We start from the raw sequence: 22,299 nt of genomic DNA, 5'->3' as shown, positions 1-22,299 counted from the left end.
TGGAGCCTGACTTGACTTAGACAAAGTCCAAGATAGGATCGAGATCGACTTTGGCCCATGGGACAGGAGCGGCCGGAGTCGCTCGTACCAACGCAGGAGGCGCACGTGACCCAGGGACCGCTCACGACGGAGGCCGGTGCTCCGGTAGCCGACAACCAGAACAGCGAGACCGCGGGTGTCGGCGGCCCGGTCCTTGTCCAGGACCAGCTCCTGTTGGAGAAGCTCGCCCACTTCAACCGGGAGCGCATCCCGGAGCGGGTGGTGCACGCCCGCGGCGCCGGCGCCTACGGCACCTTCACGGTGACCGCCGATGTCACCGCGTACACGCGCGCCTCCTTCCTCTCCGAGGTCGGCAAGCAGACGGAGACGTTCCTGCGCTTCTCGACGGTGGCGGGCAGCCTGGGCGCGGCGGACGCCGTGCGCGACCCGCGCGGCTGGGCGCTGAAGTTCTACACCGAGGAGGGCAACTACGACCTCGTCGGCAACAACACCCCGGTGTTCTTCATCAAGGACGCCATCAAGTTCCCGGACTTCATCCACACCCAGAAGCGCGACCCGTACACGGGGAGCCAGAAGGCGGACAACGTCTGGGACTTCTGGAGCCTGTCACCCGAGTCCACGCACCAGGTGACCTGGCTGTTCGGCGACCGCGGCATCCCGGCGTCGTACCGCCACATGAACGGCTACGGCTCGCACACCTACCAGTGGAACAACGAGGCCGGCGAGGTCTTCTGGGTCAAGTACCACTTCAAGACCGACCAGGGGATCAGGAACCTCACCCAGGCCGAGGCCAACAGGCTCGCCGGCGAGGACCCCGACTCCCACCAGCGTGACCTGCGCCGGGCCATCGAGCGCGGCGAGTTCCCGAGCTGGACCGTGCAGGTGCAGATCATGCCGGCGGCGGACGCGGCGACGTACCGCTTCAACCCGTTCGACCTCACCAAGGTGTGGCCGCACGAGGACTACCCGCCGATCGAGATCGGCAGGCTGGAGCTCAACCGGAACCCGCGGAACGTCTTCGCCGAGGTCGAGCAGTCGATCTTCAGCCCCGCCCACTTCGTGCCGGGCATCGGCCCGTCCCCGGACAAGATGCTCCAGGGCCGCCTCTTCGCGTACGGCGACGCCCACCGCTACCGCGTCGGCATCAACGCCGACCACCTGCCGGTGAACCGCCCGCATGCCGCCGAGGCGCGCACCAACTCCCGCGACGGCTTCCTGTACGACGGCCGCCACGGCGGCGCGAAGAACTACGAGCCGAACAGCTTCGGCGGCCCGGCACAGACGGGCCGTCCGCTGTGGCAGCCGTTCGCCGGTTTCACGGCCGGCACGGGCAACCACGAGGCGCCCGTGCATGCCGAGGACGACGACTTCGTGCAGGCGGGCAACCTCTACCGCCTGATGTCGGACGACGAGAAGGAGCGCCTGATCGCCAACCTGGCGGGTGCCGTCGCGCAGGTCTCGCGCGAGGACATCGCCGAGCGGGCGATCGGCAACTTCCGTCGGGCCGACGAGGACTTCGGCAAGCGGCTGGAGGCCGCGGTCCAGGCCCTGCGCGGCTGAAACACCGACCAGCACTGGATCGCTTGCCGTCGCCGGCGGGCCGGGTTCCTCCGTGGGCCCGGCCCGTCCGGCGTTCTAGGCGGGCACGTGCTGCCGTACGGGTGCCCAGCAGCGGATGATGTCGCGGACCGAGACGATGCCCACGGGCTCCTCGTGATCGAGGACGATCAGATGCCGGAAGCCGCCGTGCGCCATGGCGCGGGCCGCCTCCTCCAGGGTCCATGACGGGGCGGCGAACACGACGTTGTTGGTGGTGTGGTCGTGGGCGCGCTCGGCGTCCGGGTTCTGTCCTAGGCCGACGGAGTTGAGGATGTCGCGTTCGGTGAGGATGCCGATACCGCCGGCATCGGGGTCGTGGACCACGGCCGCGCCGATCCGACGAGCGGACATCAGCGCGGCAGCCTGGCGAAGGGTGTGGGTGGGGCCGATGGTGAGGACCACGGTGCTCATGGCGTCACGTACGAGCATGGATGGAGCCACCTCCTGAAGTGCCCCCGCACCGTTTGTTCATTGTTTCACAAATTCACAAGTGGGGGGACTCTCAGAGTGACAGGTAAAGAGGGGGTCAACAAGGGGGCGCTCAGTAGCGCTCGTTGAGGTACCCGAGGAGCTCGTCGTGCATCAGGCCGTTCGAGGCGGCCGCGTTGCCGCTGTGGGGGCCGGGGCGGCCGTCGAGGCCGGTGAAGGTGCCGCCCGCCTCCGTCACGACGATCGCGGTGGCGGCCATGTCCCACAGGGACAGCTCGGGCTCTGCGCACAGGTCCACCGAGCCCTCGGCGACCATCATGTACGGCCAGAAGTCGCCGTACGCGCGCGTGCGCCACACCTCGCGCGTGAGGTCGAGGAAGCCGTCGAGGCGCCCCTGCTCCTCCCAGCCGCTGAGCGAGGAGTACGCGAACGAGGCGTCCGACAGCTTCGAGACGCTGGAGACGCGCAGGCGGGACGCGGAGGAGAGGCTGCGGCCGGTGAATGCGCCGTGCCCCTTGGCGGCCCACCAGCGGCGGCCGAGGGCGGGGGCGGAGACGAGGCCCACGACCGGCTGGTAGCCGCCCTCCGAGGCCTCCGTCAGGGAGATGAGGGTGGCCCAGACCGGGACGCCGCGTACGTAGTTCTTGGTGCCGTCGATCGGGTCGATCACCCAGCGGCGGGGGCCGGTGCCCTCGACGCCGTACTCCTCTCCGAGAATCGCGTCTCTCGGGCGGGCTCGCTGGAGCTGCCCGCGGATGAGGTCCTCGGCGGCCTTGTCGGCTTCGCTCACCGGGGTCATGTCCGGCTTGGTCTCGACCTTGAGGTCGAGTGCCTTGAAGCGGTCCATGGTGGACGCGTCGGCGGCGTCCGCGAGGACGTGGGCGAGGCGGAGATCGTCGAGGTAGTCCGGCATGGAACGAACGCTATCTGTCGTGGTCGGGGTGGGGCTACAGGGCCGTGGATCAAGTTCCCCGGCACCCGGGACCTGACGGGCGCCCGCGCGCCCCGGCCGACTGGCGCCCCCGCGTGCCCTCGCGAACCCTTGACAGTGCCGCCGTGCGCGTCAAATCTGGGCGCAGAGTCGCTCGTCCCAGGGAGGCGATGATGCCTGCAGCGCGGGAATCCCTGCTGGACGCCGCTTACACGGCGCTGGCGCGCAGGCCGTGGTCCACCGTGCGGATGGTGGACGTGGCCGCCGCGGCCGGCGTGTCCCGGCAGACGCTGTACAACGAGTTCGGGAGCAAGGAAGGCCTGGCCCGCGCACTCGTGAGGAGAGAGGCCGACGGGTACCTCGCCGGCATCGAACGCGCCCTCGCCACCCACAGCGACGCCCGCGACCGCCTCACCGCCACCGCGGAGTGGACCGCCGGCCTCGCCCGCGACAACGCCCTCGTCCGCGCCATGCTCACCGGCTGCTGGAGCGAGCGGCTGCCCTCGCCGACACTGTCCGCCGTCCCGTCCTCCTCCGCCGTGCCGGCCCAGCGGCGGGCCGACGGGCCGCTCCCGTCACCCGGCGACTTCGTGGGCATGGTGCGCGACCGGGCCGTTGCGGTCCTCACCGGACCCGGCGTCAACAAGTCCGAGACCGCCGACCTCACCCGCTCCTGCGAACTCGTCGTCAGGCTGGCCCTGTCCTGCGTCGCCGCCCCGCCCGGCGAGGGTGGGGTCGCCGACCTCGTACGCAGCGCGCTGCACCGGCAGTTGGCGAGCTGACCGCAGCAGGAGACCGGGCTTACTGCGCCGAACCCGACAGCTGCAGGCCGACCACGCCCACGATCACCAGGCTGATCGACACGATCTTCAGCGTCGACACGATGTCACCGAGGAAGATCATCCCGTAGATCGCCGTACCCGCCGCCCCGATTCCCGTCCACACCGCGTACGCCGGCCCCACGTCCAGCTTCCTCAGTGCCAGCGTCAGCAGTCCGAAACTGCCGAGGGCGAAGATGCAGAACGCGACCGTCGGCCACAGGCGGCTGAAGCCGTGCGACAGCTTCAGGCAGACGGCGAACCCGGTTTCGAGCAGCCCCGCCACGATGACCAGCAGCCACGCCATGTGCTGTCCTCCCGTATCCCCACGTTCTGTGACCGCTTCGTCAGGTTCGTCAGGCTTTGGTCAGGCTTGGTTCCGGCTCGGTGCGATTATGCCCTTACCAGCCCTACAGGGGGACAAACAACGCGGAGGTCAGTCGCCTTCCTCCGTCGATCCCCCGTCGACCTCTCAGTCGTCTTCCGTGGATTCGCGCGTCGCCAGCAGCCGCCGCAGCGAGTACAGCCGTGCCGGATCGGCGTGCCCCTGAGCCACCCAGTCGTCCAACGCGCAGTCCGGTTCGTCATGACTGCACGCACGCGGGCAGCCCTCGGTTCCCGGTTCCAGGTCGGGGAACGCGTTGATCACCCGGGACGGGTCGACATGAGCCAGGCCGAAGGAGCGGACGCCGGGGGTGTCGATCACCCAGCCGTCCACCTCCGCCAGCGGCAGCGCCAGCGCGGACGTCGTCGTGTGCCGGCCCCGGCCCGTCACCGCGTTCACATGACCTGTCGAGCGCCGGCGTTCCTCCGGTACCAGCGCGTTCACCAGCGTCGTCTTGCCGACGCCCGAGTGACCGACGAACGCCGTGACCCTGCCGCCCAGTTGCTCCCGTACGCGGTCCGCCGCGCCGCCGTTCTCCAGCTCGTCGCGGCTGGTGACGACGTACGGGATGTCCAGGTCGCCGTACAGCTCAAGGAGTTTGGCCGGTGGGGCCAGGTCCGACTTCGTCATCACCAGCAGCGGCTCCAGGCCGCCGTCGAACGCCGCCACCAGACAGCGGTCGATCAGCCGCGGCCGCGGCTCGGGGTCGGCGAGGGCTGTGACGATGGCGAGTTGGTCGGCGTTGGCCACGACCACGCGCTCGAAGGGATCGTCGTCGTCGGCCGTCCGCCGCAGCACGGAGGTCCGCTTCTCGATGCGTACGATCCGCGCGAGGGTGTCCTTCTTGCCGGTCAGATCGCCGACCAGCGCCACCCGGTCACCGACCACCGCGGCCTTGCGGCCCAGTTCGCGGGCCTTCATGGCCATCACGATCCGGTCGTCCACGAGGACGGTCAGACGGCCCCGGTCGACGGTGAGGATCATGCCCTCCGCGGCGTCCTCGTGCTTGGGGCGGATGTTCGTACGGGGCCGGGTGTTGCGACGGCCGGGACGGGTGCGGATGTCGTCCTCGTCGGTGTGCTTGCCGTAGCGGCGCATAGCGTTGTCCCTACGCCCCGAGCATCCCGGTCCACAGTTCGGTGAAGTCCGGCAGGGTCTTCGCCGTCGTCGCCACGTTCTCGATCCGTACGCCCTCGACCGCGAGGCCGATGATCGCGCCGGCCGTCGCCATGCGGTGGTCCTCGTAGGTGTGGAAGACCCCGCCGTGCAGACGGCGCGGACGGATGTGCAGACCGTCGGCGGTCTCGGTGACGTCGCCGCCGAGTTCGTTGATCTCCTTGGTCAGCGCGGCCAGGCGGTCCGTCTCGTGCAGCCGCAGGTGCGCGACGCCGCGCAGCGTCGACGGTGAGTCCGCGAGGGCCGCGACCGCGGCGATGCCCGGGGTGAGCTCGCCGACCTCGCTCAGGTCCACGTCGATGCCGTGGACGGCACCCGAACCGGTGAACACGAGCCCGTACTCGTTGAGTTCGCAGGAACCGCCCATCTCGGTGAAGATCTCGCGCAGCCGGTCACCGGGCTGGGTGGTGCGGGTCGGCCAGTCCGGGACGAGGACCTTGCCGCCGGTCACCAGCGCCGCCGCCAGGAACGGCTGGGCGTTGGACAGATCCGGCTCGATGGTCAGGTCACGGCCGAGCAGGGCGCCCGGCGTGACCCGCCAGACGTTCGGCTCGCCGCCCGACTCCGGGGTGTCGACCTGGGCGCCGACCGCGCGCAGCATGTCGACGGTCATGCGGATGTGCGGCATGGAGGGGAGGGAGGAGCCGGTGTGCCGGACCTCCACGCCCTGGTTGAAGCGCGGGCCGGAGAGCAGCAGCGCCGAGACGAACTGGGAGGACGACGAGGCGTCGATCTCCACCGGGCCGCCCTCCAGCGCACCCCCGCCGTGCACCGTGAGGGGCAGCGCGCCCCGCCCGTCGTCGTCGATCCGGGCACCGAGGACGCGCAGGGCGTCGATCACGCCGTGCAGGGGACGCTCGTACGACCTGGGGTCGCCGTCGAAGCGGATGGGGCCGTCGGCCAGCGCGGCGACCGGCGGCAGGAAGCGCATCACCGTGCCGGCGTTGCCCACGTCGACCGTGGCCGGGCCCCGCAGGCCCGCCGGGAGCACCCGCCAGGCCTCGCCGGTGCCCTCGGGGCCCACGCCCTCCTCGATACCGACGCCCATCGCCCGCAGCGCGCCGGCCATCAGCAGGGTGTCGCGGGAACGCAGGGGGCGGCGCAGCCAGCCGGGCTCGCTCGCCAGGGCGGCGAGGACGAGGGCGCGGTTGGTGACCGACTTGGACCCCGGCACGTGGACCGTCGCGTCGACGGCTCCGCTCGCGTGCGGGGCGGGCCATAGGGCGGTGGGGGCGGCGGGGTTTTGGGCCATGGGTTCACTTTATAAGGAGGGGGTTGTACAGGCCGTTGTTCGGGTGCGGCGCCGTTGGGGCTGGTCGCGCCCACGTGGGGGAGCGCACATCGGCACAGGCCCGCGCCCCTGAAGGCCGGCTGTCAGACCCCCAGCAGCCAGCGACCGCCACCTATCAGCGAGCACAACGACACCGCGTGGAACAGGAAGAACCACAGCCCCGCCGGCGCATGCGTCAACCGCGACAGCTGATCCGCATCCGAGTCGCCCGCCCCGCCCCGCGCCCTCTTCGCCTGCAGCTCGAACGCCGGGCGCACCCCGCCCACCAGCAGGAACCACACCACCACGTACGCGAACGCCGCCTGTACCTGAGGCCCCGTGAGCCACGAGACCAGCACGAAGGTGCCGCCCGTCACGAACACCGTCAGCGCCCCGTACGCGTTCCGGATCATCACCAGCATCGCCACCAGCAGGGCCGTCGCCAGCCACAGCAGGAGCGTGATCCGGCCCGCGCCCAGCAGGGCGGCGCCGCCCAGGCCCAGCAGCGGGGGAGCGGTGTAGCCCGCGGCCGCGGTGAGGATCATGCCGAGGCCGTGCGGCTTGCCGCGGCTGACGGTGAGGCCGCTGGTGTCGGAGTGCAGGCGTATGCCGGTCAGTGTCCGGCCGGTCAGCAGCGCGATCAGGCCGTGGCCGCCCTCGTGGGCGATGGTGATGGCGTTGCGTGAGAGACGCCACAGCGGGTGCGGGACGACGACGGCCAGCGCGACGACCAGGGCGGCGGTCACCACCCACAGATCGGGGTCGGGCTGAGTACCGGAGACCTCGTCCCAGAGGGAGGCGAGCGAGGCGGATGCGGTGCTGTCCATGTAAGGCGGTGGCTCCCTGTGGGCGAGTCAAAGGGGTCGGTGCGTATCGCCGTCGTTGAGGGGTGGTGGTCGGGTGACGGGCGGGCCTGGCAGTGTTGCACGTATGTGCGGACGGTATGCGGCCAGTCGTGGGCCCGAGGATCTCGCAGGAATCTTTGAGATCGAGAAGTGGGAGCCCGAAGAGACCCTCGATGCGGACTACAACGTGGCTCCGACCAAAGAAGTTCACGTCGTCCTCGACCGTCCCTTGAAAGACGCGGGCGACCCCCGGCCGGTTCGGCAGCTGCGCAAGCTGAAGTGGGGCCTGGTGCCCAGCTGGTCCAAGACCCCCGAGAGCGCGTTCAAGATGATCAACGCGCGTGCGGAGACCGTGCACGAGAAGCCGTCGTACCGGCGGGCCTTCAGCTCCCGGCGCTGCATCATCCCCGCCGACGGCTACTACGAGTGGGTCACCGGCACGCAGGAGCGGGACCTCGAGGTCGAGGGAAAGCGGAAACGGCCGCGCAAGCAGCCGTACTTCGTGCTGCCCGCCGACGGCTCGGTGTTCGCGATGGCCGGGCTGTACGAGTTCTGGCGGGACCGGACGCTGCCCGACGAGCACCCGCAGGCCTGGTGGGTGACCTGCTCCGTGATCACGACGGAGGCGGAGACGGCCCCGCTGGCGGTGGCGCCCGCGGAGGGACCGTCCGCGCTGGCCGACATCCACCCCCGGATGCCGCTGATGCTGACGCCGGACCGCTGGGACGCCTGGCTCGACCCGGCCCGGACGAACCCGGAGGAGCTGCGGTCGCTGCTCGACCCGCCGCCCGCCGGGATGATGCGCGCCTACCCCGTCTCCACGATGGTCAGCAACGTCCGCAACAACGGCCCGGAGCTGCTCAAGGAGCTGGAGGGGCCCGAAGAGGGCACACTCTTCTGATGTGACGACCGATGATGTGACGACCGAGTCCGATGTGACGACCGAGTCCGACGTGACGACCGAGTCCGACGTGACGACCGAGTCCGACGTGACGACCAAGATCATTGGTACGGACGCCGGGGACGCCCGCATCACCTGGCACCCCGCGAAGAAGGCCCGGCTGGTGCTGGCGGTGAGCCACGGCGCCGGCGGCGGCATCGGGGCGCGCGACCTCGTGGCGCTCGCCCAGGTCCTCCCGGCCCATGGCGTGACCGTCGCTCTCGTGGAGCAGCCCTGGCGGGTGGCCGGCAAGAAGGTGGCGCCGGCGCCCAAGACCCTCGACATCGGCTGGCGGGGCCTGTGGCCCGCGCTCGCCGCACCCGGGCTGCCCGTGGTCTCCGGTGGGCGCAGCGCCGGAGCACGCGTCGCCTGCCGTACCGCCACGGAGCTGGGCGCCCACGCCGTACTCGCGCTGAGCTTCCCCCTGCACCCGCCGGGCAAGCCCGAGAAGTCCCGCGCCGACGAGCTGCTCGGGGCCGGGGTGCCGACCCTGGTCGTCCAGGGCGGGAACGATCCGTTCGGGAAGCCGGAGGAGTTCCCCGACGGCGACTTCGAGCTGGCCGAGGTGCCGTACGGCGATCACGGGTTCGCCGTGCCCAAGCGCGCGCCCCTCGATCAGGACGAGGCCGTGGCGATCGTCACGGACGCGGTTGTGAAGTGGGCCGGGTCACTCGGGTAAAGACTCGGGAATGTCGGGGCCCCGGCCTCTGTTGTGGCGGACAGCGGTGCTGAACCAGCAGCGCTCACGTCGTAGGAGAGGAAGTCCGCCGCATGGGTTCGACCTTCTGCCCGACCGCCGGCAGCCGCGCTGACCTGGAGTGGACGGTGCTGCATGCGGCCAGGACCGCTCCTATTCGAGGGGCGGCAGGTACGGCAGGTCGTCTATCCTCCGATTCAGGTGGGTCCGGATTCGGCCCTGCCCGGAATCTTGAGGAGGTGGGTCCGGTTCCCGGTACCGACGCAGGGACCGACAACGGCCAGGCGGAGCAGCCCGAGGGCCAGGGCATGAGCGGGGACACGGCCGCGGAGTCGACCGCCGAGCGCAGCGCGCGCTTCGAGCGGGACGCGCTGGAATTCCTCGACCAGATGTACTCGGCCGCGCTGCGCATGACACGCAACCCTGCCGACGCCGAGGACCTGGTGCAGGAGACCTACGCGAAGGCGTACGCGTCCTTCCACCAGTTCCGCGAGGGCACCAACCTGAAGGCGTGGCTGTACCGGATCCTCACCAACACCTTCATCAACTCGTACCGCAAGAAGCAGCGCGAACCCCAGCGCTCCGCGGCCGAGGAGATCGAGGACTGGCAGCTCGCCCGCGCCGAGTCGCACATGTCGACGGGCTTGCGCTCCGCGGAGTCGCAGGCGCTCGACCATCTGCCCGACTCGGACGTGAAGGAAGCGCTCCAGGCGATCCCCGAGGAATTCCGCATCGCCGTGTACCTCGCCGACGTTGAGGGCTTTGCGTACAAGGAGATCGCGGACATCATGGGGACACCCATCGGTACGGTGATGTCCCGGCTGCACCGGGGCCGCCGCCAACTGCGCGGCATGCTCGAGGACTACGCCCGTGAGCGCGGGCTCGTCCCGGCCGGTGCCGGAGAGTCGAACGAAGCGAAAGGCTCGGGCTCATGAGCTGCGGAGAGCCGCACGAGACGGACTGCAGTGAGGTACTCGATCATCTCTACGAGTTCCTCGACAGTGAGATGCCGGACGTCGATCGCGACAAGTTCAAGCAGCACTTCCGGGAGTGCTCGCCGTGCCTCGAGAAGTACGGCCTCGAAGAGGCCGTGAAGAAGCTCGTCAAGCGCTGCTGCGGCCATGACGACGTGCCGACGGATCTGCGCGCCAAGGTCATGGGGCGGATCGACCTGATCCGCTCGGGTCAGGCCGTGCCCGACCACGACGTGACGGCGACGCCGCAGGAATCCTGAACGCACGGCCGTCACTCGAACGTGCTAATCCCGCTGTCATAAGACTGCGGACCTCCCCTGCCCGCCCTAGGGTCCCGTGCTTGAAGCGCGTTGCCGGGGAGGGGCGTTATGGAGGCGACACCCACACGGGTTCGTGGCTACGTCGTCTGCGTCGCCCTCGGCGCCCTGTTCTGTCTGCACACGCTGCCGTCGACGCGCACCCCCTGGTGGGCGCCGGTGCTGCTCGCCGCGCTCTATGCCGGGGGCGCGCGGCTGTCCGGTTCGTTCTATCCCGTGCTTCTCGCCGGGGCCTTCCTGCTGCCGCCCTCCGCCGCCGCACTGGTCGCGGTGCCGGGGGCGCTGATCGCCTCGGTCGCCGGCCGGCCGCACCTGCTGCGACGGGTGTGGCGGGCGGCGCAGCTCGTGATCGCGGTGTGGGTGGCCGCCCGGGTGCACTGGGCGCTCGGTGAGCACGACGCCGTACAGGCGTCCGACTTCCCGTACGCGCTCGCGCCCGCCGGAGCCGCGGTGCTGGCGTTCTGCCTGGTCCTGACCGCGCTCGACGGCGGGATCCTGACGCTCGCCGACCGCGTGCACGCGCGGCGGGCCTGGCGCGGGCTGTTCCTGCGGTCGCTCGCGCCGATCACCGTGCACGGTCTGGCCGGGCTGATGATGGCCGTGCTGTGGCGCAGTCCGTACGGCCCCGTCGCCGCCCTGCTCGTGCTGCTGCCGATGTGCGTGTCGTGGTGGATGTTCGCCCAGTACCACCGGGAACGCGCGGCCCACCAGGCGACCATCCGGGCGCTCGTGCAGGCCGTCGACATCAAGGACGGCTACACCCGCGGCCACAGCGAGCGCGTCGGACAGGCCTCGATGATGATCGCGCGCGAGCTGGGCATGGCCGACGAACGCGTCGAGGTGCTCCGCTTCGCCGGGATCCTGCACGACGTCGGGAAGCTCGGAGTGCCCACGCGGCTGCTGCGCAAGGACGGGCCGCTCACGCCCGAGGAGCGGCGGGTCATCGAACTGCACCCCGAGTACGGACACGAGATGGTCCGCGGGATCTCCTTCCTCGGCGAGGCCCGGGCCGCCGTACTGCATCACCATGAGCGGCTGGACGGCAGCGGGTACCCCTACGGGCTGATGGGGAGCCAGATCCCGGAGCCGGCACGGGTGGTGGCGGTCGCGGACGCCTTCGACGCGATGACGTCCAACCGGTCGTACTCGCGGGCCCGGCCGGTGCCCGTCGCGCTGCGGGAGCTGGAGAAGTGCGCCGGTTCGCAGTTCGACCCCCGCATGGTCACCGCCCTCGTCAGGGCCGTGGACCGGCACGGATGGCATCCCGCCGTGACCGCCGACGAAGCCTCCGGGCGTCCTCCGCGCCCGCCGGTCGCCAGTGCGCCGGGGGCACACCGATGAGCGCCCCGAGACCGCCCCTCCTGCTCGGCATCGTCCATGCCTGCGCCGCCCTCCTCGCCACCGTGTGCCTGCTCACCACCCTGTGGAGCGGCCTCGACGAACGTGGCACGGCGCTCGCCTTCGGGGTTCTCGTCGCCCTGGGCGAGCTCACCCGGTGGACGGCGGCGGAGGGCCGGGAGGCCGCACCGCTCGGGGCCGCCGCCGCGCTGTCGTACGCCCTGCTGGGGGCGAACGGCGGTCGGCCCACCGAGCACGGCGTCGCGCAGGTCCTCAGCGTCGTCCTGGCCGCCTCGCTCCTCGGCAGCGTGCCGCACATCGCGCGCGGCCGGCCCGTGCTCGACCACCTGGCCCGGCGCGTGCTCACCGTCGGCTTCGCCGCCGTCTGCTTCCAACCCCTGTACAACCAGGGCACGTTCCACGGCTGGGGCACCGCCTACGCCCTCGTCCTGCTCGCGATCCTCACCCTCACCGCCCTGTGCGACGCCCTGCTCGCCGCAGCGCTGGCCCGCTGCCGCACCCGGTGGCCGTTCGGGCCGCTCCTGCGGGACGAGCTGCGGGCGACCCTCGGGATCGGTTCGGCCGTCTGCGCGACGGGCGCCGTGATGGCGCTCGCGGTCGCCGTCGCCGGGCTGTGGGCGCTGCCCGTCTTCTCGCTCCCGCTGCTGCTCACCCAGATGTCCCTGCGCCGGTACGCCGCCGTCCGGGCCACCTACCGGCAGACCATCGCCTCCCTGGCCAGGGCCACCGAGATCGCCGGGTACACACCGGCCGGACATGCCCGCCGCGTCGCCGCGCTCAGCCGGGAGGTGGGGCGGGACCTCGGCCTGTCCGAGGCCGAGCTCACCGTGCTGGAGTACGCCGCCCTCATGCACGACATCGGGCAGCTCAGCCTGGTCGACCCGGTGCCGGCCGGGGCCACCGCGGGGCTGCCCGCCGCGGAACAGCGGCGGATCGCGCTGCTCGGCGGGGCCGTCGTACGGCAGACGGGGGTGAACCCGCAGGTGGCGATGGTCGTGGAGCGGATCGCCGACCCCTGCCCGGAGCAGCCGGTCGCCGCGCGGATCGTGCGGGCGGTCAACGCCTACGAGGAGAAGGCGCGGGAGGCAGGGCCCGGCGGGCCGCTGAAGGCGCTGGAGGAACTGCGGCTGGGCACCGCCGATGACTATGCGCCGGAGGTGGTGGGGTCGCTCGCACGGGTGCTGTCGAGAGACTGTCTTACACCCCCTGTGGCTGGGTAACCCATGGGTAATGAGCGCCCTTCCAGCCGTACGTGGTTGGATGCGAATGAGAGTGTGTCCGGGGGCGAGCACTAGCCAGCCCACTCCACGGAACTGGCAGGCGGGAATCGTGAGGATCTTCGGCAAGGGACGGCACCGGCCCTCCGCCTCCTGGCGGCAGGCCACCGACCGGGCGTTCACGCTCATCGGCGACGGCCGGTACGAGGATGCGGGCGCGCTGTTGACACGTGCCGCCGATCTGGAGCCCTGGCTTTCGGAGTCCTGGTTCAACCTCGCGCTGCTGCACAAGTTCCGGCACGACTGGGAGCAGGCCCGGGCGGCCGGGCTGCGGGCCGTGGCGCTGCTCGACCGGGAGACCGGGGCGCCCGACTGGTGGAACGTCGGCATCGCGGCCACCGCCCTGCAGGACTGGCCGCTGGCCCGGCGGGCCTGGCAGGCCTACGGGCTGCGGGTGCCCGGCAGTGCGACCGACTCCGGCGAGCCGGTCGGGATGGACCTGGGCAGCGCGGCCGTACGGCTGTCCCCGGAAGGGGAGGCCGAGGTCGTGTGGGGGCGGCGACTGGACCCCGCCCGGATCGAGGTGCTGTCGATCCCGCTGCCGTCCTCGGGGCGGCGCTGGGGCGAGGTCGTGCTGCACGACGGGGTGCCGCACGGCGAGCGGACCACGTCCGCCGGGCACGCCTACCCCGTCTTCGACGAGATCGAGCTGTGGGCGCCCTCGCCGGTGCCCACCTGGGTGGTCCTCCTGGAGGCCGCCACCGAGGCCGACCGGGACGCGCTGGAGCAGCTCGCCGCGGACGCCGGGTTCGCCGCGGAGGACTGGTCCTCCTCGGTGCGGCTGCTGTGCCGGATGTGCTCCGAGTCGCGGATGCCGTCGGACGAGGGCGACGGGGAGCATCTCGATCCGCACGACCACAGTGAGCCGGGTCACCCCGGTCCGCTGGGGCACCGGACCGACGGGCAGCTGTGGGTGCCGGAGCGCGAGTGCGGGGTGGCTGCGCCGGCTGCGCTGGTCCGGGGGTTGCTGGACGGGTGGGTTGCCGACAGTCCGGATTCGCGGGATTGGCGGGATCTCGAAGAGGTCTGCTAGCGATCGCGGCCGGCTGCGGGCTCGTCGTGGCTGGTCGCGCAGTTCCTCGCGCCCCTGTCGGGGCGCGTTCGCCGTACCCTGTATCAGCGATACACCCCCCCGTTTTTCTGAGGAAGGCATACGTCGGTCATGGCCCAGCAGGACACCGAGCAGCAGCACGCGGGCGTGCTCCCCGTGGATGACGAGGGTTTCGTCGTCGACACCGAGGACACGGAGGAGCGCGAGAACGCCTGGCATGAGCGGGGCACGTCGCGGCCGATCACCGTCGTGGGGAACCCGGTGCTGCACAAGGAGTGCAAGGACGTCACCGAGTTCGGCGCCGAGCTGGACCAGCTGGTCGCGGACATGTTCGCCTCGCAGCGCACCGCCGAGGGTGTCGGGCTCGCCGCCAACCAGATCGGCGTCGACGCGAAGGTCTTCGTCTACGACTGCATGGACGACGAGGGCAAGCGGCACGTCGGTGTCGTGTGCAACCCGAAGCTCGTCGACCTCCCCGCCGAGCAGCGCCGCCTGGACGACAGCAACGAGGGCTGCCTGTCCGTGCCGACCGCGTACGCGCCGCTCGCCCGGCCCGACTACGCCGAGGTCACCGGCCAGGACGAGAAGGGCAACCCGATCAAGGTGCGCGGCACCGGCTACTTCGCTCGGTGTTTGCAGCACGAGACCGACCACCTGTACGGGTACCTCTACATCGACCGTCTCTCCAAGCGCGAGCGCAAGGACGCGCTGCGGCAGATGGCCGAGAACGAGCCCCGCTACCCTGTGGTCGCGAACGACTGAGGCCTGCCCGTAGGCCCCACAAGTCCCTTGCGCACGGCGCCTGTTCAGCTTCACCTTCCTGACCAGGCGCCGTTCGCATGTCCGTCGCACGTTCGATCCCATACATGCGATTCAGTGATCCAAATTCAGTCACATAGGGGGAGATTCTCGGCACCCTGGGGTAGTGAATGAAGCAAATCCGTTCCCAGATCGGTCAGTTGTGGTGCTGAATGGAAGTGCGGGGATACGCAACGGCGCACGCCCGGTACAGCGGGAGGGGGCGTGCACAACTACACAACTGGCGGCTGAGAGGGGTTTGTTCGTGCATGCTTTCTCACACAGCACCACATCGACACCGACGGCGGTCCCGGTTCCACCAGCACTCTCCCTTCCGGTGATCGAATCAGCGTTTCCCAGGCAACTCCATCCGTATTGGCCCAGGCTCCAGGAGAAGACCCGCACCTGGCTGCTCGAAAAGCGGCTGATGCCGGCCGACAAGGTCGAGGAATATGCCGACGGACTGTGCTACACGGACCTCATGGCGGGGTACTACATTGGCGCCCCCGAGGGCGTACTCCAGGCGATAGCCGACTACAGCGCGTGGTTCTTCGTCTGGGACGACCGGCACGACCGTGACATCGTCCACCGCCGCCCGGCGGCCTGGCGACGGCTGCGGTTCCGTCTGCACGCGGCACTCGACTCACCCGAGGACCATCTGCACCACGAGGACCCGCTGGTCGCGGGGTTCGCGGACAGCATGGTGCGGCTGTACTCGTTCCTGCCCGGCACCTGGAACGCCCGGTTCGCCCGGCACTTCCACACGGTGATCGAGGCGTACGACCGGGAATTCCGTAACCGCACCCAAGGAATTATCCCCTCGGTCGAGGAATACCTGGCGTTGCGTCGGCTCACCTTCGCGCACTGGATCTGGACCGACCTGCTGGAGCCGGCCGCGGGGCTGGAACTGCCGGATGCCGTTCGGAAACACCAGGCATATCGGCGGGCGGCGTTACTCAGCCAGGAATTTGCCGCCTGGTACAACGACCTCTGCTCGCTTCCCAAAGAAATCGCGGGCGACGAGGTGCACAACCTCGGAATCAGCCTCGTCAAACACGACGGACTGACTCTGGAAGAAGCGGTGACGGAAGTCAGGCGACGGGTCGAGGGGTCCATATCCGATTTCCAGGTGGCCGAGCGTGAGGCTCTGGAATTCGCCGACTCCCTGGCCGACGGCACGGTGTCGGGAAAGGAAATAAGCGCCGCCGTGCGTGCCTGCGTCTGCAATATGCGCAACTGGTTCAGCTCGGTCTACTGGTTCCACCACGAGTCCGGCCGGTACATGGTCGACAGCTGGGACGACCGGTCCACGCCCCCGTACGTCAACAACGAAGCGGCAGGTGAGAAATGACCGTCGAGTCCGTCCGTCCCGAAGCCCAGCCCCGTGAGGCTTCGGAACTGCGTGAGCCGCCCCTTGCGGGCGGCGGAATTCCGCTTCTCGGCCATGGCTGGAAGCTGGCCCGAGATCCGCTGGCGTTCATGGCAGCGCTCAGGAGGCACGGCGACGTCGTCCGCCTCAGGCTCGGCCCGAAGACGGTGTACGCCGTCACCACGCCGGACCTCACCGGCGCCCTGGCACTGAGCACCGACTTCAAGATCGACGGGCCGCTGTGGGAGTCCCTGGAAGGACTGCTCGGCAAGGAGGGCGTGGCCACCGCGAACGGCCCCCGGCACCGGCGTCAGCGGCGCACCATCCAACCCGCCTTCCGGCTCGACGCGATCCCCGCGTACGGGCCGATCATGGAGGAGGAGGCGCATGGACTGGCCGAGCGCTGGAAGCCCGGCGAGACCGTCGACTGCACCTCCGAGTCGTTCCGGATCGCCGTGCGCATCGCCGCCCGCTGTCTGCTGCGCGGCGACTACATGGACGAGCGGGCCGAGCGGCTGTGCAACGCGCTCGCCACGGTCTTCCGGGGCATGTACCGGCGGATGGTGATCCCGCTCGGGCCGCTGTACAAGCTGCCTCTCCCGCCCAACCGCGAATTCAACCGCGCGCTGGCCGATTTGCATCTCCTCGTCGACGAGATCGTCGCCGAACGCCGGGCATCCGGTCAAAAGCCGGACGATTTGCTGACGGCATTGCTGGAGGCGAAGGACGAGAATGGCGACCCCATCGGGGAACAGGAGATCCACGACCAGGTCGTCGCGATTGTCACGCCCGGCAGCGAAACCGTGGCCTCCACGATCATGTGGCTCCTGCATGTGCTCGCGGAACATCCGGAACAGGCGGACAAGGTGTGCGCGGAGGTCGAATCCGTCACCGGCGGGCGGCCCGTGGCATTCGAGGACGTCCGCAGCCTCCGGCACACGAACAATGTCGTCGTGGAGGCGATGCGTTTGCGCCCCGCGGTCTGGATTCTGACGCGACGGGCGGTGACCGATACGTCACTTGGTGGCTATCGCATTCCGGCCGGGGCCGACATCATCTACAGCCCCTACGCGATACAGCGCGACGCGAAGTCGTACGCGGACAACCTTGAGTTCGACCCGGACCGCTGGCTTCCGGACCGCGTCAAGGATGTGCCCAAGTACGCCATGAGCCCGTTCAGCGTGGGCAACCGCAAGTGCCCGAGCGACCACTTCTCGATGGCACAGCTGACGCTGATCACGGCGGCGCTGGCCACGAAGTACCGCTTCGAGCAGGTGTCCGGTTCGAACGACGCGACCCGTGTGGGCATCACGCTCCGCCCGCACAAGCTGCTCCTGAGGCCGGTGCCGAGGGACTAGTGCCGCCGGGGCACCGGTGCCGCCGGGGACGGCTCACGCGGCGCTCGGCCCCTGGAACGTCCTTCGGTAGGCGTTCGGGGTCGTCCCCAGGGCACGTACGAACTGGTGGCGCAGCGCGGCCGCGGTTCCGAACCCTGTTCGACTCGCGATCGCGTCCACCGTCTCGTCCGTCGCCTCCAGCAACTCCTGCGCCAGCAGCACGCGTTGGCGCAGGATCCAGCGGTAGGGAGTCGTGCCGGTCTCCTGCTGGAAGCGGCGGGCGAAGGTGCGCGGGGACATCAGCGCACGCTCGGCGAGCTGCTCGACGGTGACGTCCTCGTCGAGGTGCCGTTCCATCCACGCCAGCACCTCGCCGACCGTGTCGCAGTGGGAGCGGGGCAGCGGGCGCTCGATGTACTGGGCCTGCCCGCCGTCCCGGTGCGGCGGCACGACCATGCGCCGGGCGATCTTGTTGGCGACCTCGGGCCCCTGCTCCTGCCGCACGATGTGCAGACAGGCGTCGATACCGGCGGCGGTGCCGGCGCTGGTGATCACCGGACCCTCGTCGACGTACAGCACGTCGGGCTCGACGATCGCCCGCGGATGCCGTAGGGACAGCTCCCCGGCGTGCCGCCAGTGCACACTGCAGCGGCGCCCGTCGAGCAGTCCCGCGGCGCCCAGCGCGAAGACGCCGGAGCACACGCTGAGCACCCGCGCACCCCGGTCGACCGCCCTGACCAGGGCGTCCAGCAGCTCGGGCGGATAGTCACGGGTGACGTACTCGCGGCCGGCCGGTACCGCGATCAGGTCGGCCTCCTCCAGCCGCTCCAGACCGTACGGCGTGGAGACGGTGAGTCCGCCGACATGGGTGCCCAGCGTCGGTCCCTCCGCCGAGACGACCGCGAAATCGTAGGTGGGCAGCCCCTCGTCGCTGCGATCGATGCCGAACACCTCGCAGACGACGCCCATTTCAAAGAGATGTACACCGTCGAGGAGGACGGCGGCGACGTTTTTCAGCATGCTGCCAGTGTGCCTCGAAGGTGGCAGTAAATCGAGGGCGTGCGGCAGTCCTGCCACTGTTCGTAAGGAGTGTCCGGCGCGACAGTGGTGTCATGAATGCAGACCAGACACAGACACTGCTCGCCATGATCGTCGTCCTCGGGATGTTCGTCGTCCTGGCCCTCCCGTCACTGATCGGCGCGGCGCGCGACCGGCGCATCGACCGTCAGATCAGGGAGGCCCAGGAACGCGACAGGACCGAGGCTCAGAAGTCCTCGTCCAGGTCGACGGTGCCCTCCACCGCCACCTGGTACGCCGACGGACGCCGCTCGAAGAAGTTGGTCAACTCCTGAACGCCCTGCAGCTCCATGAAGGAGAAGGGGTTCTCGGAGCCGTACACCGGAGCGAAGCCGAGACGCGTCAGACGCTGATCGGCGACACACTCCAGGTACTGCCGCATCGACTCGGTGTTCATGCCCGGGAGGCCGTCACCGCACAGGTCGCGCCCGAACTGGAGCTCGGCCTCGACGGCCTCCCTCAGCATGTCGGTGACCTGCTCCTGGAGCTGGTCGTCGAACAGCTCCGGCTCCTCCTTGCGGACGGTGTCGACGACGTCGAAGGCGAAGCTCATGTGCATCGTCTCGTCGCGGAACACCCAGTTGGTGCCGGTGGCGAGGCCGTGCAGCAGGCCCCGGCTGCGGAACCAGTAGACGTACGCGAAGGCGCCGTAGAAGAACAGGCCCTCGATGCACGCCGCGAAGCAGATCAGGTTGAGCAGGAAGCGACGCCGGTCGGCCTTGGTCTCCAGGCGGTCCAGCTTCTCGACCTCGTTGATCCACTTGAAGCAGAACTCGGCCTTCTCGCGGATGGACGGGATGTTCTCGACGGCGTCGAAGGCCGCCGTCCGGTCCTGCGGGTCGGGGAGATAGGTGTCGAGCAGCGTCAAGTAGAACTGGACGTGCACGGCCTCCTCGAAGAGCTGCCTGCTCAGGTACAGGCGGGCCTCGGGGGAGTTGATGTGCTTGTACAGCGTCAGCACCAGGTTGTTCGCCACGATCGAGTCGCCCGTCGCGAAGAACGCGACCAGCCGGCCGATCATGTGCTGCTCGCCCTCGGAGAGCTTCGCCAGGTCGGCGACGTCCGAGTGGAGGTCGACCTCCTCGACGGTCCAGGTGTTCTTGATGGCGTCCCGGTAGCGCTCGTAGAAGTCCGGGTAGCGCATGGGGCGCAGGGTCAGCTCGAAGCCCGGGTCGAGAAGGTTGCTGTTACGGGTGGTCATTACTGGCAGGCCTCGCAGGACTCGGGGTTTTCCAGGGAGCAGGCGACGGCGTCGGGCTCGGCGACCTGCTGGACGGGGATGGTCTTCTCGGGCTGGGCGGCCTGACCCTGGGCGGCGCGGGCGATGCGGGTCGCCGGGCGCGAGCGCAGGTAGTACGTCGTCTTCAGACCCGACTTCCAGGCGTACGCGTACATCGAGGAGAGCTTGCCGATGGTCGGCGTCTCCAGGAACAGATTCAGGGACTGGGCCTGGTCGAGGAACGGGGTCCGCTGCGCCGCCATGTCGATCAGGCCGCGCTGCGGGATCTCCCACGCCGTGCGGTAGAGCCGCCGTACGTCCTCGGGGATCCAGGCGAACTCCTGCACCGAGCCGTTCGCTTCGCGCAGCGCCTCACGGGTGCGGGCGTCCCAGACGCCGAGCTCCTTGAGCTCGTTGACCAGGTAGGAGTTGACCTGGAGGAACTCGCCGGAGAGCGTCTCGCGCTTGAACAGGTTGGAGACCTGCGGCTCGATGCACTCGTAGACACCGGCGATCGACGCGATGGTCGCGGTGGGCGCGATGGCGAGGAGGAGGGAGTTGCGCATGCCGGTCGTGGCGATACGGCTGCGCAGGGCCGCCCAGCGCTCCGGCCAGGTCAGCTCGACGCCGTAGTGGTCGGGGTGCAGCACACCCCTGGCGGTACGGGTCTTCTCCCAGGCCGGCAGCGGGCCGTTGCGCTCGGCCAGGTCGACGGAGGCCTCGTAGGCGGCGAGCATGATGCGCTCGGCGATCCGGGTGGACAGGGCTTTCGCCTCGGCCGAGTCGAAGGGCAGGCGCAGTTTGAAGAAGACGTCCTGCAGCCCCATCGCGCCGAGTCCGACCGGCCGCCACTTGGCGTTCGACCGGCCCGCCTGCTCGGTCGGGTAGAAGTTGATGTCGACGACACGGTCGAGGAACGTGACGGCCGTGCGGACGGTGGAGTCGAGCCGCTCCCAGTCGATGTCGCCGGTCATCGTGTTCACGAAGGCGCCGAGGTTGACCGACCCCAGGTTGCAGACCGCCGTCTCCCCGTCGTCCGTGACCTCCAGGATCTCCGTGCAGAGGTTGGAGGAGTGGACGACATGGCCCGGCAGGGCCGTCTGGTTGGCGGTGCGGTTGGCGGCGTCCTTGAAGGTCATCCAGCCGTTGCCGGTCTGCGCGAGGGTGCTCATCATGCGGCCGTACAGGTCACGTGCCGGGATGGTCTTCTTCGCGAGCCCGGCCGCCTCCGCCTTGCGGTACGCCGCGTCGAACTCCTCGCCCCACAGGTCGACGAGATCCGGCACGTCCGACGGCGAGAACAGCGACCACGGCTCGTCGGCGTTGACCCGGCGCATGAACTCGTCCGGGATCCAGTGCGCGAGGTTCAGGTTGTGCGTACGGCGGGCGTCCTCACCGGTGTTGTCGCGCAGCTCCAGGAACTCCTCGATGTCGGAGTGCCAGGTCTCCAGGTAGACCGCGGCGGCCCCCTTGCGCCGGCCGCCCTGGTTCACCGCGGCGACCGAGGCGTCGAGGGTCTTCAGGAACGGGACGATGCCGTTGGAGTGCCCGTTGGTGCCGCGGATCAGCGAACCCCGGGACCGGATACGGGAGTACGAAAGACCGATGCCGCCGGCGTGCTTGGAGAGGCGGGCGACCTGGTGGTAGCGGTCGTAGATGGAGTCCAGCTCGTCCTTGGGGGAGTCGAGGAGGTAGCAGGACGACATCTGGGGGTGCCGGGTGCCGGAGTTGAAGAGGGTGGGGGAGGAGGGGAGGTAGTCGAGGCGGCTCATGAGCCGGTAGAGCGCGGCGACTTCGTCCACCGACCGGGCGGTGTCGTCCTCGGCGAGACCGGCGGCGACGCGCAGCATGAAGTGCTGGGGCGTCTCGACGACCTTGCGGGTGATGGGGTGCCGCAGGAGATAGCGGCTGTGCAGGGTGCGCAGCCCGAAGTAGCCGAAGCGGTCGTCGGCGTCCGTGTCGACCAGGGCGTCGAGGCGGGCCGCGTGCAGGCGCACGAACTCGGCGGTCCGGTCGGCGATGAGGCCCTCGCGGTGCCCGACCGCGACCGACCCGGTGAAGGACGTGACGCCCTGCGAGGCGGCCTCGGCGGCGATGGCGAGGGTCAGCAGCCGGGCGGCGAGCCTGCTGTAGGCGGGGTCCTCGGAGATCAGGCCGGCCGCCGCCTCGGTGGCCAGCTCGCGCAGCTCCGCCTCGTCCGCGAACGCGGACCGGCCGCGCAGCGCGGCGGCGGCGACCCGGCCGGGGTCGGCGTCGGGGAGGTCGGCGGTCAGCTCGGTCAGGGTCCGCAGCAAGGCGGTTCCCGGAGCGTCCTCGTCCGTGGGGACGGTAGGAACGGCTGAGGCCGGGTCTGCTGGCGCGATGGTCACGTGGGGGCTCTCCCTCGCTCGGCACGGGGGCCTCGGCGAGGGCAGGGGGCAGCACACGAGCG

The 22,299-nt window shown here is 70.0% G+C and carries 22 protein-coding genes; 13 read left to right on the top strand and 9 right to left on the bottom strand.

The annotated features are described in order from the left end of the window. Positions 1-57 precede the first annotated feature (57 nt). Positions 58-1,560, top strand: coding sequence for a catalase (locus OG331_RS18325; protein ID WP_406197475.1), 1,503 nt, complete (start codon positions 58-60; stop codon positions 1,558-1,560). A 75-nt stretch (positions 1,561-1,635) separates the two neighbouring features. On the opposite strand, the gene OG331_RS18320 is transcribed toward OG331_RS18325, so the two are convergent. Together OG331_RS18320 and hisN are read right to left on the bottom strand one after the other, a co-directional pair. Further along, positions 1,636-2,028, bottom strand: coding sequence for a CBS domain-containing protein (locus OG331_RS18320; RefSeq protein WP_328423640.1), 393 nt, complete (start codon positions 2,026-2,028; stop codon positions 1,636-1,638). Between the two features lie 112 nt (positions 2,029-2,140). Then, complete coding sequence (hisN, locus tag OG331_RS18315) at positions 2,141-2,941, bottom strand: histidinol-phosphatase (protein WP_406197472.1); 801 nt, start codon at positions 2,939-2,941, stop codon at positions 2,141-2,143. 188 nt (positions 2,942-3,129) lie between these two features. Here hisN and OG331_RS18310 point away from each other — a divergent pair, with 188 nt between their 5' ends. Then, the gene (locus OG331_RS18310) at positions 3,130-3,741 is read left to right on the top strand and encodes a TetR/AcrR family transcriptional regulator (RefSeq protein ID WP_406197470.1); all 612 of its coding nucleotides are present in this window, start codon (positions 3,130-3,132) and stop codon (positions 3,739-3,741) included. Positions 3,742-3,760: 19 nt separating this feature from the next. On the opposite strand, the gene OG331_RS18305 is transcribed toward OG331_RS18310, so the two are convergent. The 4 genes from OG331_RS18305 to OG331_RS18290 all read right to left on the bottom strand — a co-directional run bounded on the left by OG331_RS18305 (position 3,761) and on the right by OG331_RS18290 (position 7,435). Then, positions 3,761-4,084 carry a multidrug efflux SMR transporter gene (locus tag OG331_RS18305; RefSeq protein WP_328423636.1) on the bottom strand — a complete coding sequence of 108 codons (324 nt, stop codon included), beginning with the start codon at positions 4,082-4,084 and terminating at the stop codon, positions 3,761-3,763. A 165-nt stretch (positions 4,085-4,249) separates the two neighbouring features. Further along, positions 4,250-5,260, bottom strand: a complete 1,011-nt coding sequence (rsgA, locus tag OG331_RS18300) for a ribosome small subunit-dependent GTPase A (RefSeq protein WP_406197467.1) — start codon at positions 5,258-5,260, stop codon at positions 4,250-4,252. Positions 5,261-5,270: 10 nt separating this feature from the next. Then, a complete protein-coding gene (gene aroA, locus OG331_RS18295) occupies positions 5,271-6,590 on the bottom strand; it encodes a 3-phosphoshikimate 1-carboxyvinyltransferase (RefSeq protein ID WP_406197465.1) in 1,320 nt (439 codons plus the stop codon). A 122-nt stretch (positions 6,591-6,712) separates the two neighbouring features. Continuing rightward, entirely contained in the window at positions 6,713-7,435 is a 723-nt protein-coding gene (locus OG331_RS18290) for a M50 family metallopeptidase (protein ID WP_406197463.1), read from the bottom strand. Positions 7,436-7,538: 103 nt separating this feature from the next. Between OG331_RS18290 and OG331_RS18285 the strand changes: the two genes are divergently transcribed. The 10 genes from OG331_RS18285 (at position 7,539) to OG331_RS18240 (ending at position 17,593) form a co-directional block, all read left to right on the top strand. Next, on the top strand, positions 7,539-8,354 hold the full coding sequence (locus OG331_RS18285) for an SOS response-associated peptidase (protein WP_406197461.1): 816 nt from the start codon (positions 7,539-7,541) through the stop codon (positions 8,352-8,354). A gap of 88 nt (positions 8,355-8,442) precedes the next feature. Continuing rightward, positions 8,443-9,072 carry an alpha/beta family hydrolase gene (locus OG331_RS18280; RefSeq protein ID WP_406210096.1) on the top strand — a complete coding sequence of 210 codons (630 nt, stop codon included), beginning with the start codon at positions 8,443-8,445 and terminating at the stop codon, positions 9,070-9,072. A 257-nt stretch (positions 9,073-9,329) separates the two neighbouring features. Then, positions 9,330-10,025 (top strand): RNA polymerase sigma factor SigR, encoded by a 696-nt coding sequence (gene sigR / locus OG331_RS18275; protein ID WP_406197458.1) that lies wholly within the window; start codon positions 9,330-9,332, stop codon positions 10,023-10,025. Continuing rightward, positions 10,022-10,324: a mycothiol system anti-sigma-R factor gene (rsrA, locus tag OG331_RS18270; protein ID WP_328879414.1), complete on the top strand. Its 303-nt coding sequence runs from the start codon at positions 10,022-10,024 to the stop codon at positions 10,322-10,324. The genes sigR and rsrA overlap by 4 nt, the downstream gene beginning before the upstream one ends. Positions 10,325-10,432: 108 nt before the next feature. Next, a complete protein-coding gene (locus tag OG331_RS18265) occupies positions 10,433-11,722 on the top strand; it encodes an HD-GYP domain-containing protein (RefSeq protein WP_406197456.1) in 1,290 nt (429 codons plus the stop codon). After that, positions 11,719-12,960: an HD-GYP domain-containing protein gene (locus OG331_RS18260; protein ID WP_406197454.1), complete on the top strand. Its 1,242-nt coding sequence runs from the start codon at positions 11,719-11,721 to the stop codon at positions 12,958-12,960. The genes OG331_RS18265 and OG331_RS18260 overlap by 4 nt, the downstream gene beginning before the upstream one ends. Positions 12,961-13,069: 109 nt before the next feature. Further along, positions 13,070-14,050 (top strand): tetratricopeptide repeat protein, encoded by a 981-nt coding sequence (locus OG331_RS18255; RefSeq protein WP_406197451.1) that lies wholly within the window; start codon positions 13,070-13,072, stop codon positions 14,048-14,050. A 129-nt stretch (positions 14,051-14,179) separates the two neighbouring features. Then, the gene (gene def, locus OG331_RS18250; RefSeq protein WP_406197448.1) at positions 14,180-14,830 is read left to right on the top strand and encodes a peptide deformylase; all 651 of its coding nucleotides are present in this window, start codon (positions 14,180-14,182) and stop codon (positions 14,828-14,830) included. 301 nt (positions 14,831-15,131) lie between these two features. Then, complete coding sequence (cyc1, locus tag OG331_RS18245) at positions 15,132-16,217, top strand: epi-isozizaene synthase (RefSeq protein WP_406210092.1); 1,086 nt, start codon at positions 15,132-15,134, stop codon at positions 16,215-16,217. Further along, entirely contained in the window at positions 16,214-17,593 is a 1,380-nt protein-coding gene (locus tag OG331_RS18240; protein ID WP_406197445.1) for a cytochrome P450, read from the top strand. Before cyc1 ends, OG331_RS18240 begins: the two co-directional genes overlap by 4 nt. Before the next feature lie 33 nt (positions 17,594-17,626). On the opposite strand, the gene OG331_RS18235 is transcribed toward OG331_RS18240, so the two are convergent. Then, entirely contained in the window at positions 17,627-18,592 is a 966-nt protein-coding gene (locus OG331_RS18235) for a helix-turn-helix domain-containing protein (protein ID WP_362380619.1), read from the bottom strand. Between the two features lie 92 nt (positions 18,593-18,684). On the opposite strand from OG331_RS18235, the gene OG331_RS18230 reads away from it, so the two are divergent. Continuing rightward, complete coding sequence (locus OG331_RS18230; protein WP_406197443.1) at positions 18,685-18,924, top strand: hypothetical protein; 240 nt, start codon at positions 18,685-18,687, stop codon at positions 18,922-18,924. On the opposite strand, the gene OG331_RS18225 is transcribed toward OG331_RS18230, so the two are convergent. Both OG331_RS18225 and OG331_RS18220 read right to left on the bottom strand, forming a co-directional pair. Continuing rightward, on the bottom strand, positions 18,837-19,850 hold the full coding sequence (locus OG331_RS18225; RefSeq protein WP_406197441.1) for a ribonucleotide-diphosphate reductase subunit beta: 1,014 nt from the start codon (positions 19,848-19,850) through the stop codon (positions 18,837-18,839). The two genes, OG331_RS18230 and OG331_RS18225, sit on opposite strands and share 88 nt — an antisense overlap. After that, positions 19,850-22,237 (bottom strand): ribonucleoside-diphosphate reductase subunit alpha, encoded by a 2,388-nt coding sequence (locus tag OG331_RS18220; protein ID WP_406197439.1) that lies wholly within the window; start codon positions 22,235-22,237, stop codon positions 19,850-19,852. Before OG331_RS18220 ends, OG331_RS18225 begins: the two co-directional genes overlap by 1 nt. Positions 22,238-22,299 lie beyond the last annotated feature (62 nt).

The sequence above is a fragment of the Streptomyces sp. NBC_01017 genome (assembly GCF_045162795.1).
Taxonomy (GTDB): domain Bacteria; phylum Actinomycetota; class Actinomycetes; order Streptomycetales; family Streptomycetaceae; genus Streptomyces; species Streptomyces machairae.
Note: the sequence above shows the minus strand (reverse complement) of the source record. Positions and strands in the feature narration are given on the sequence as shown.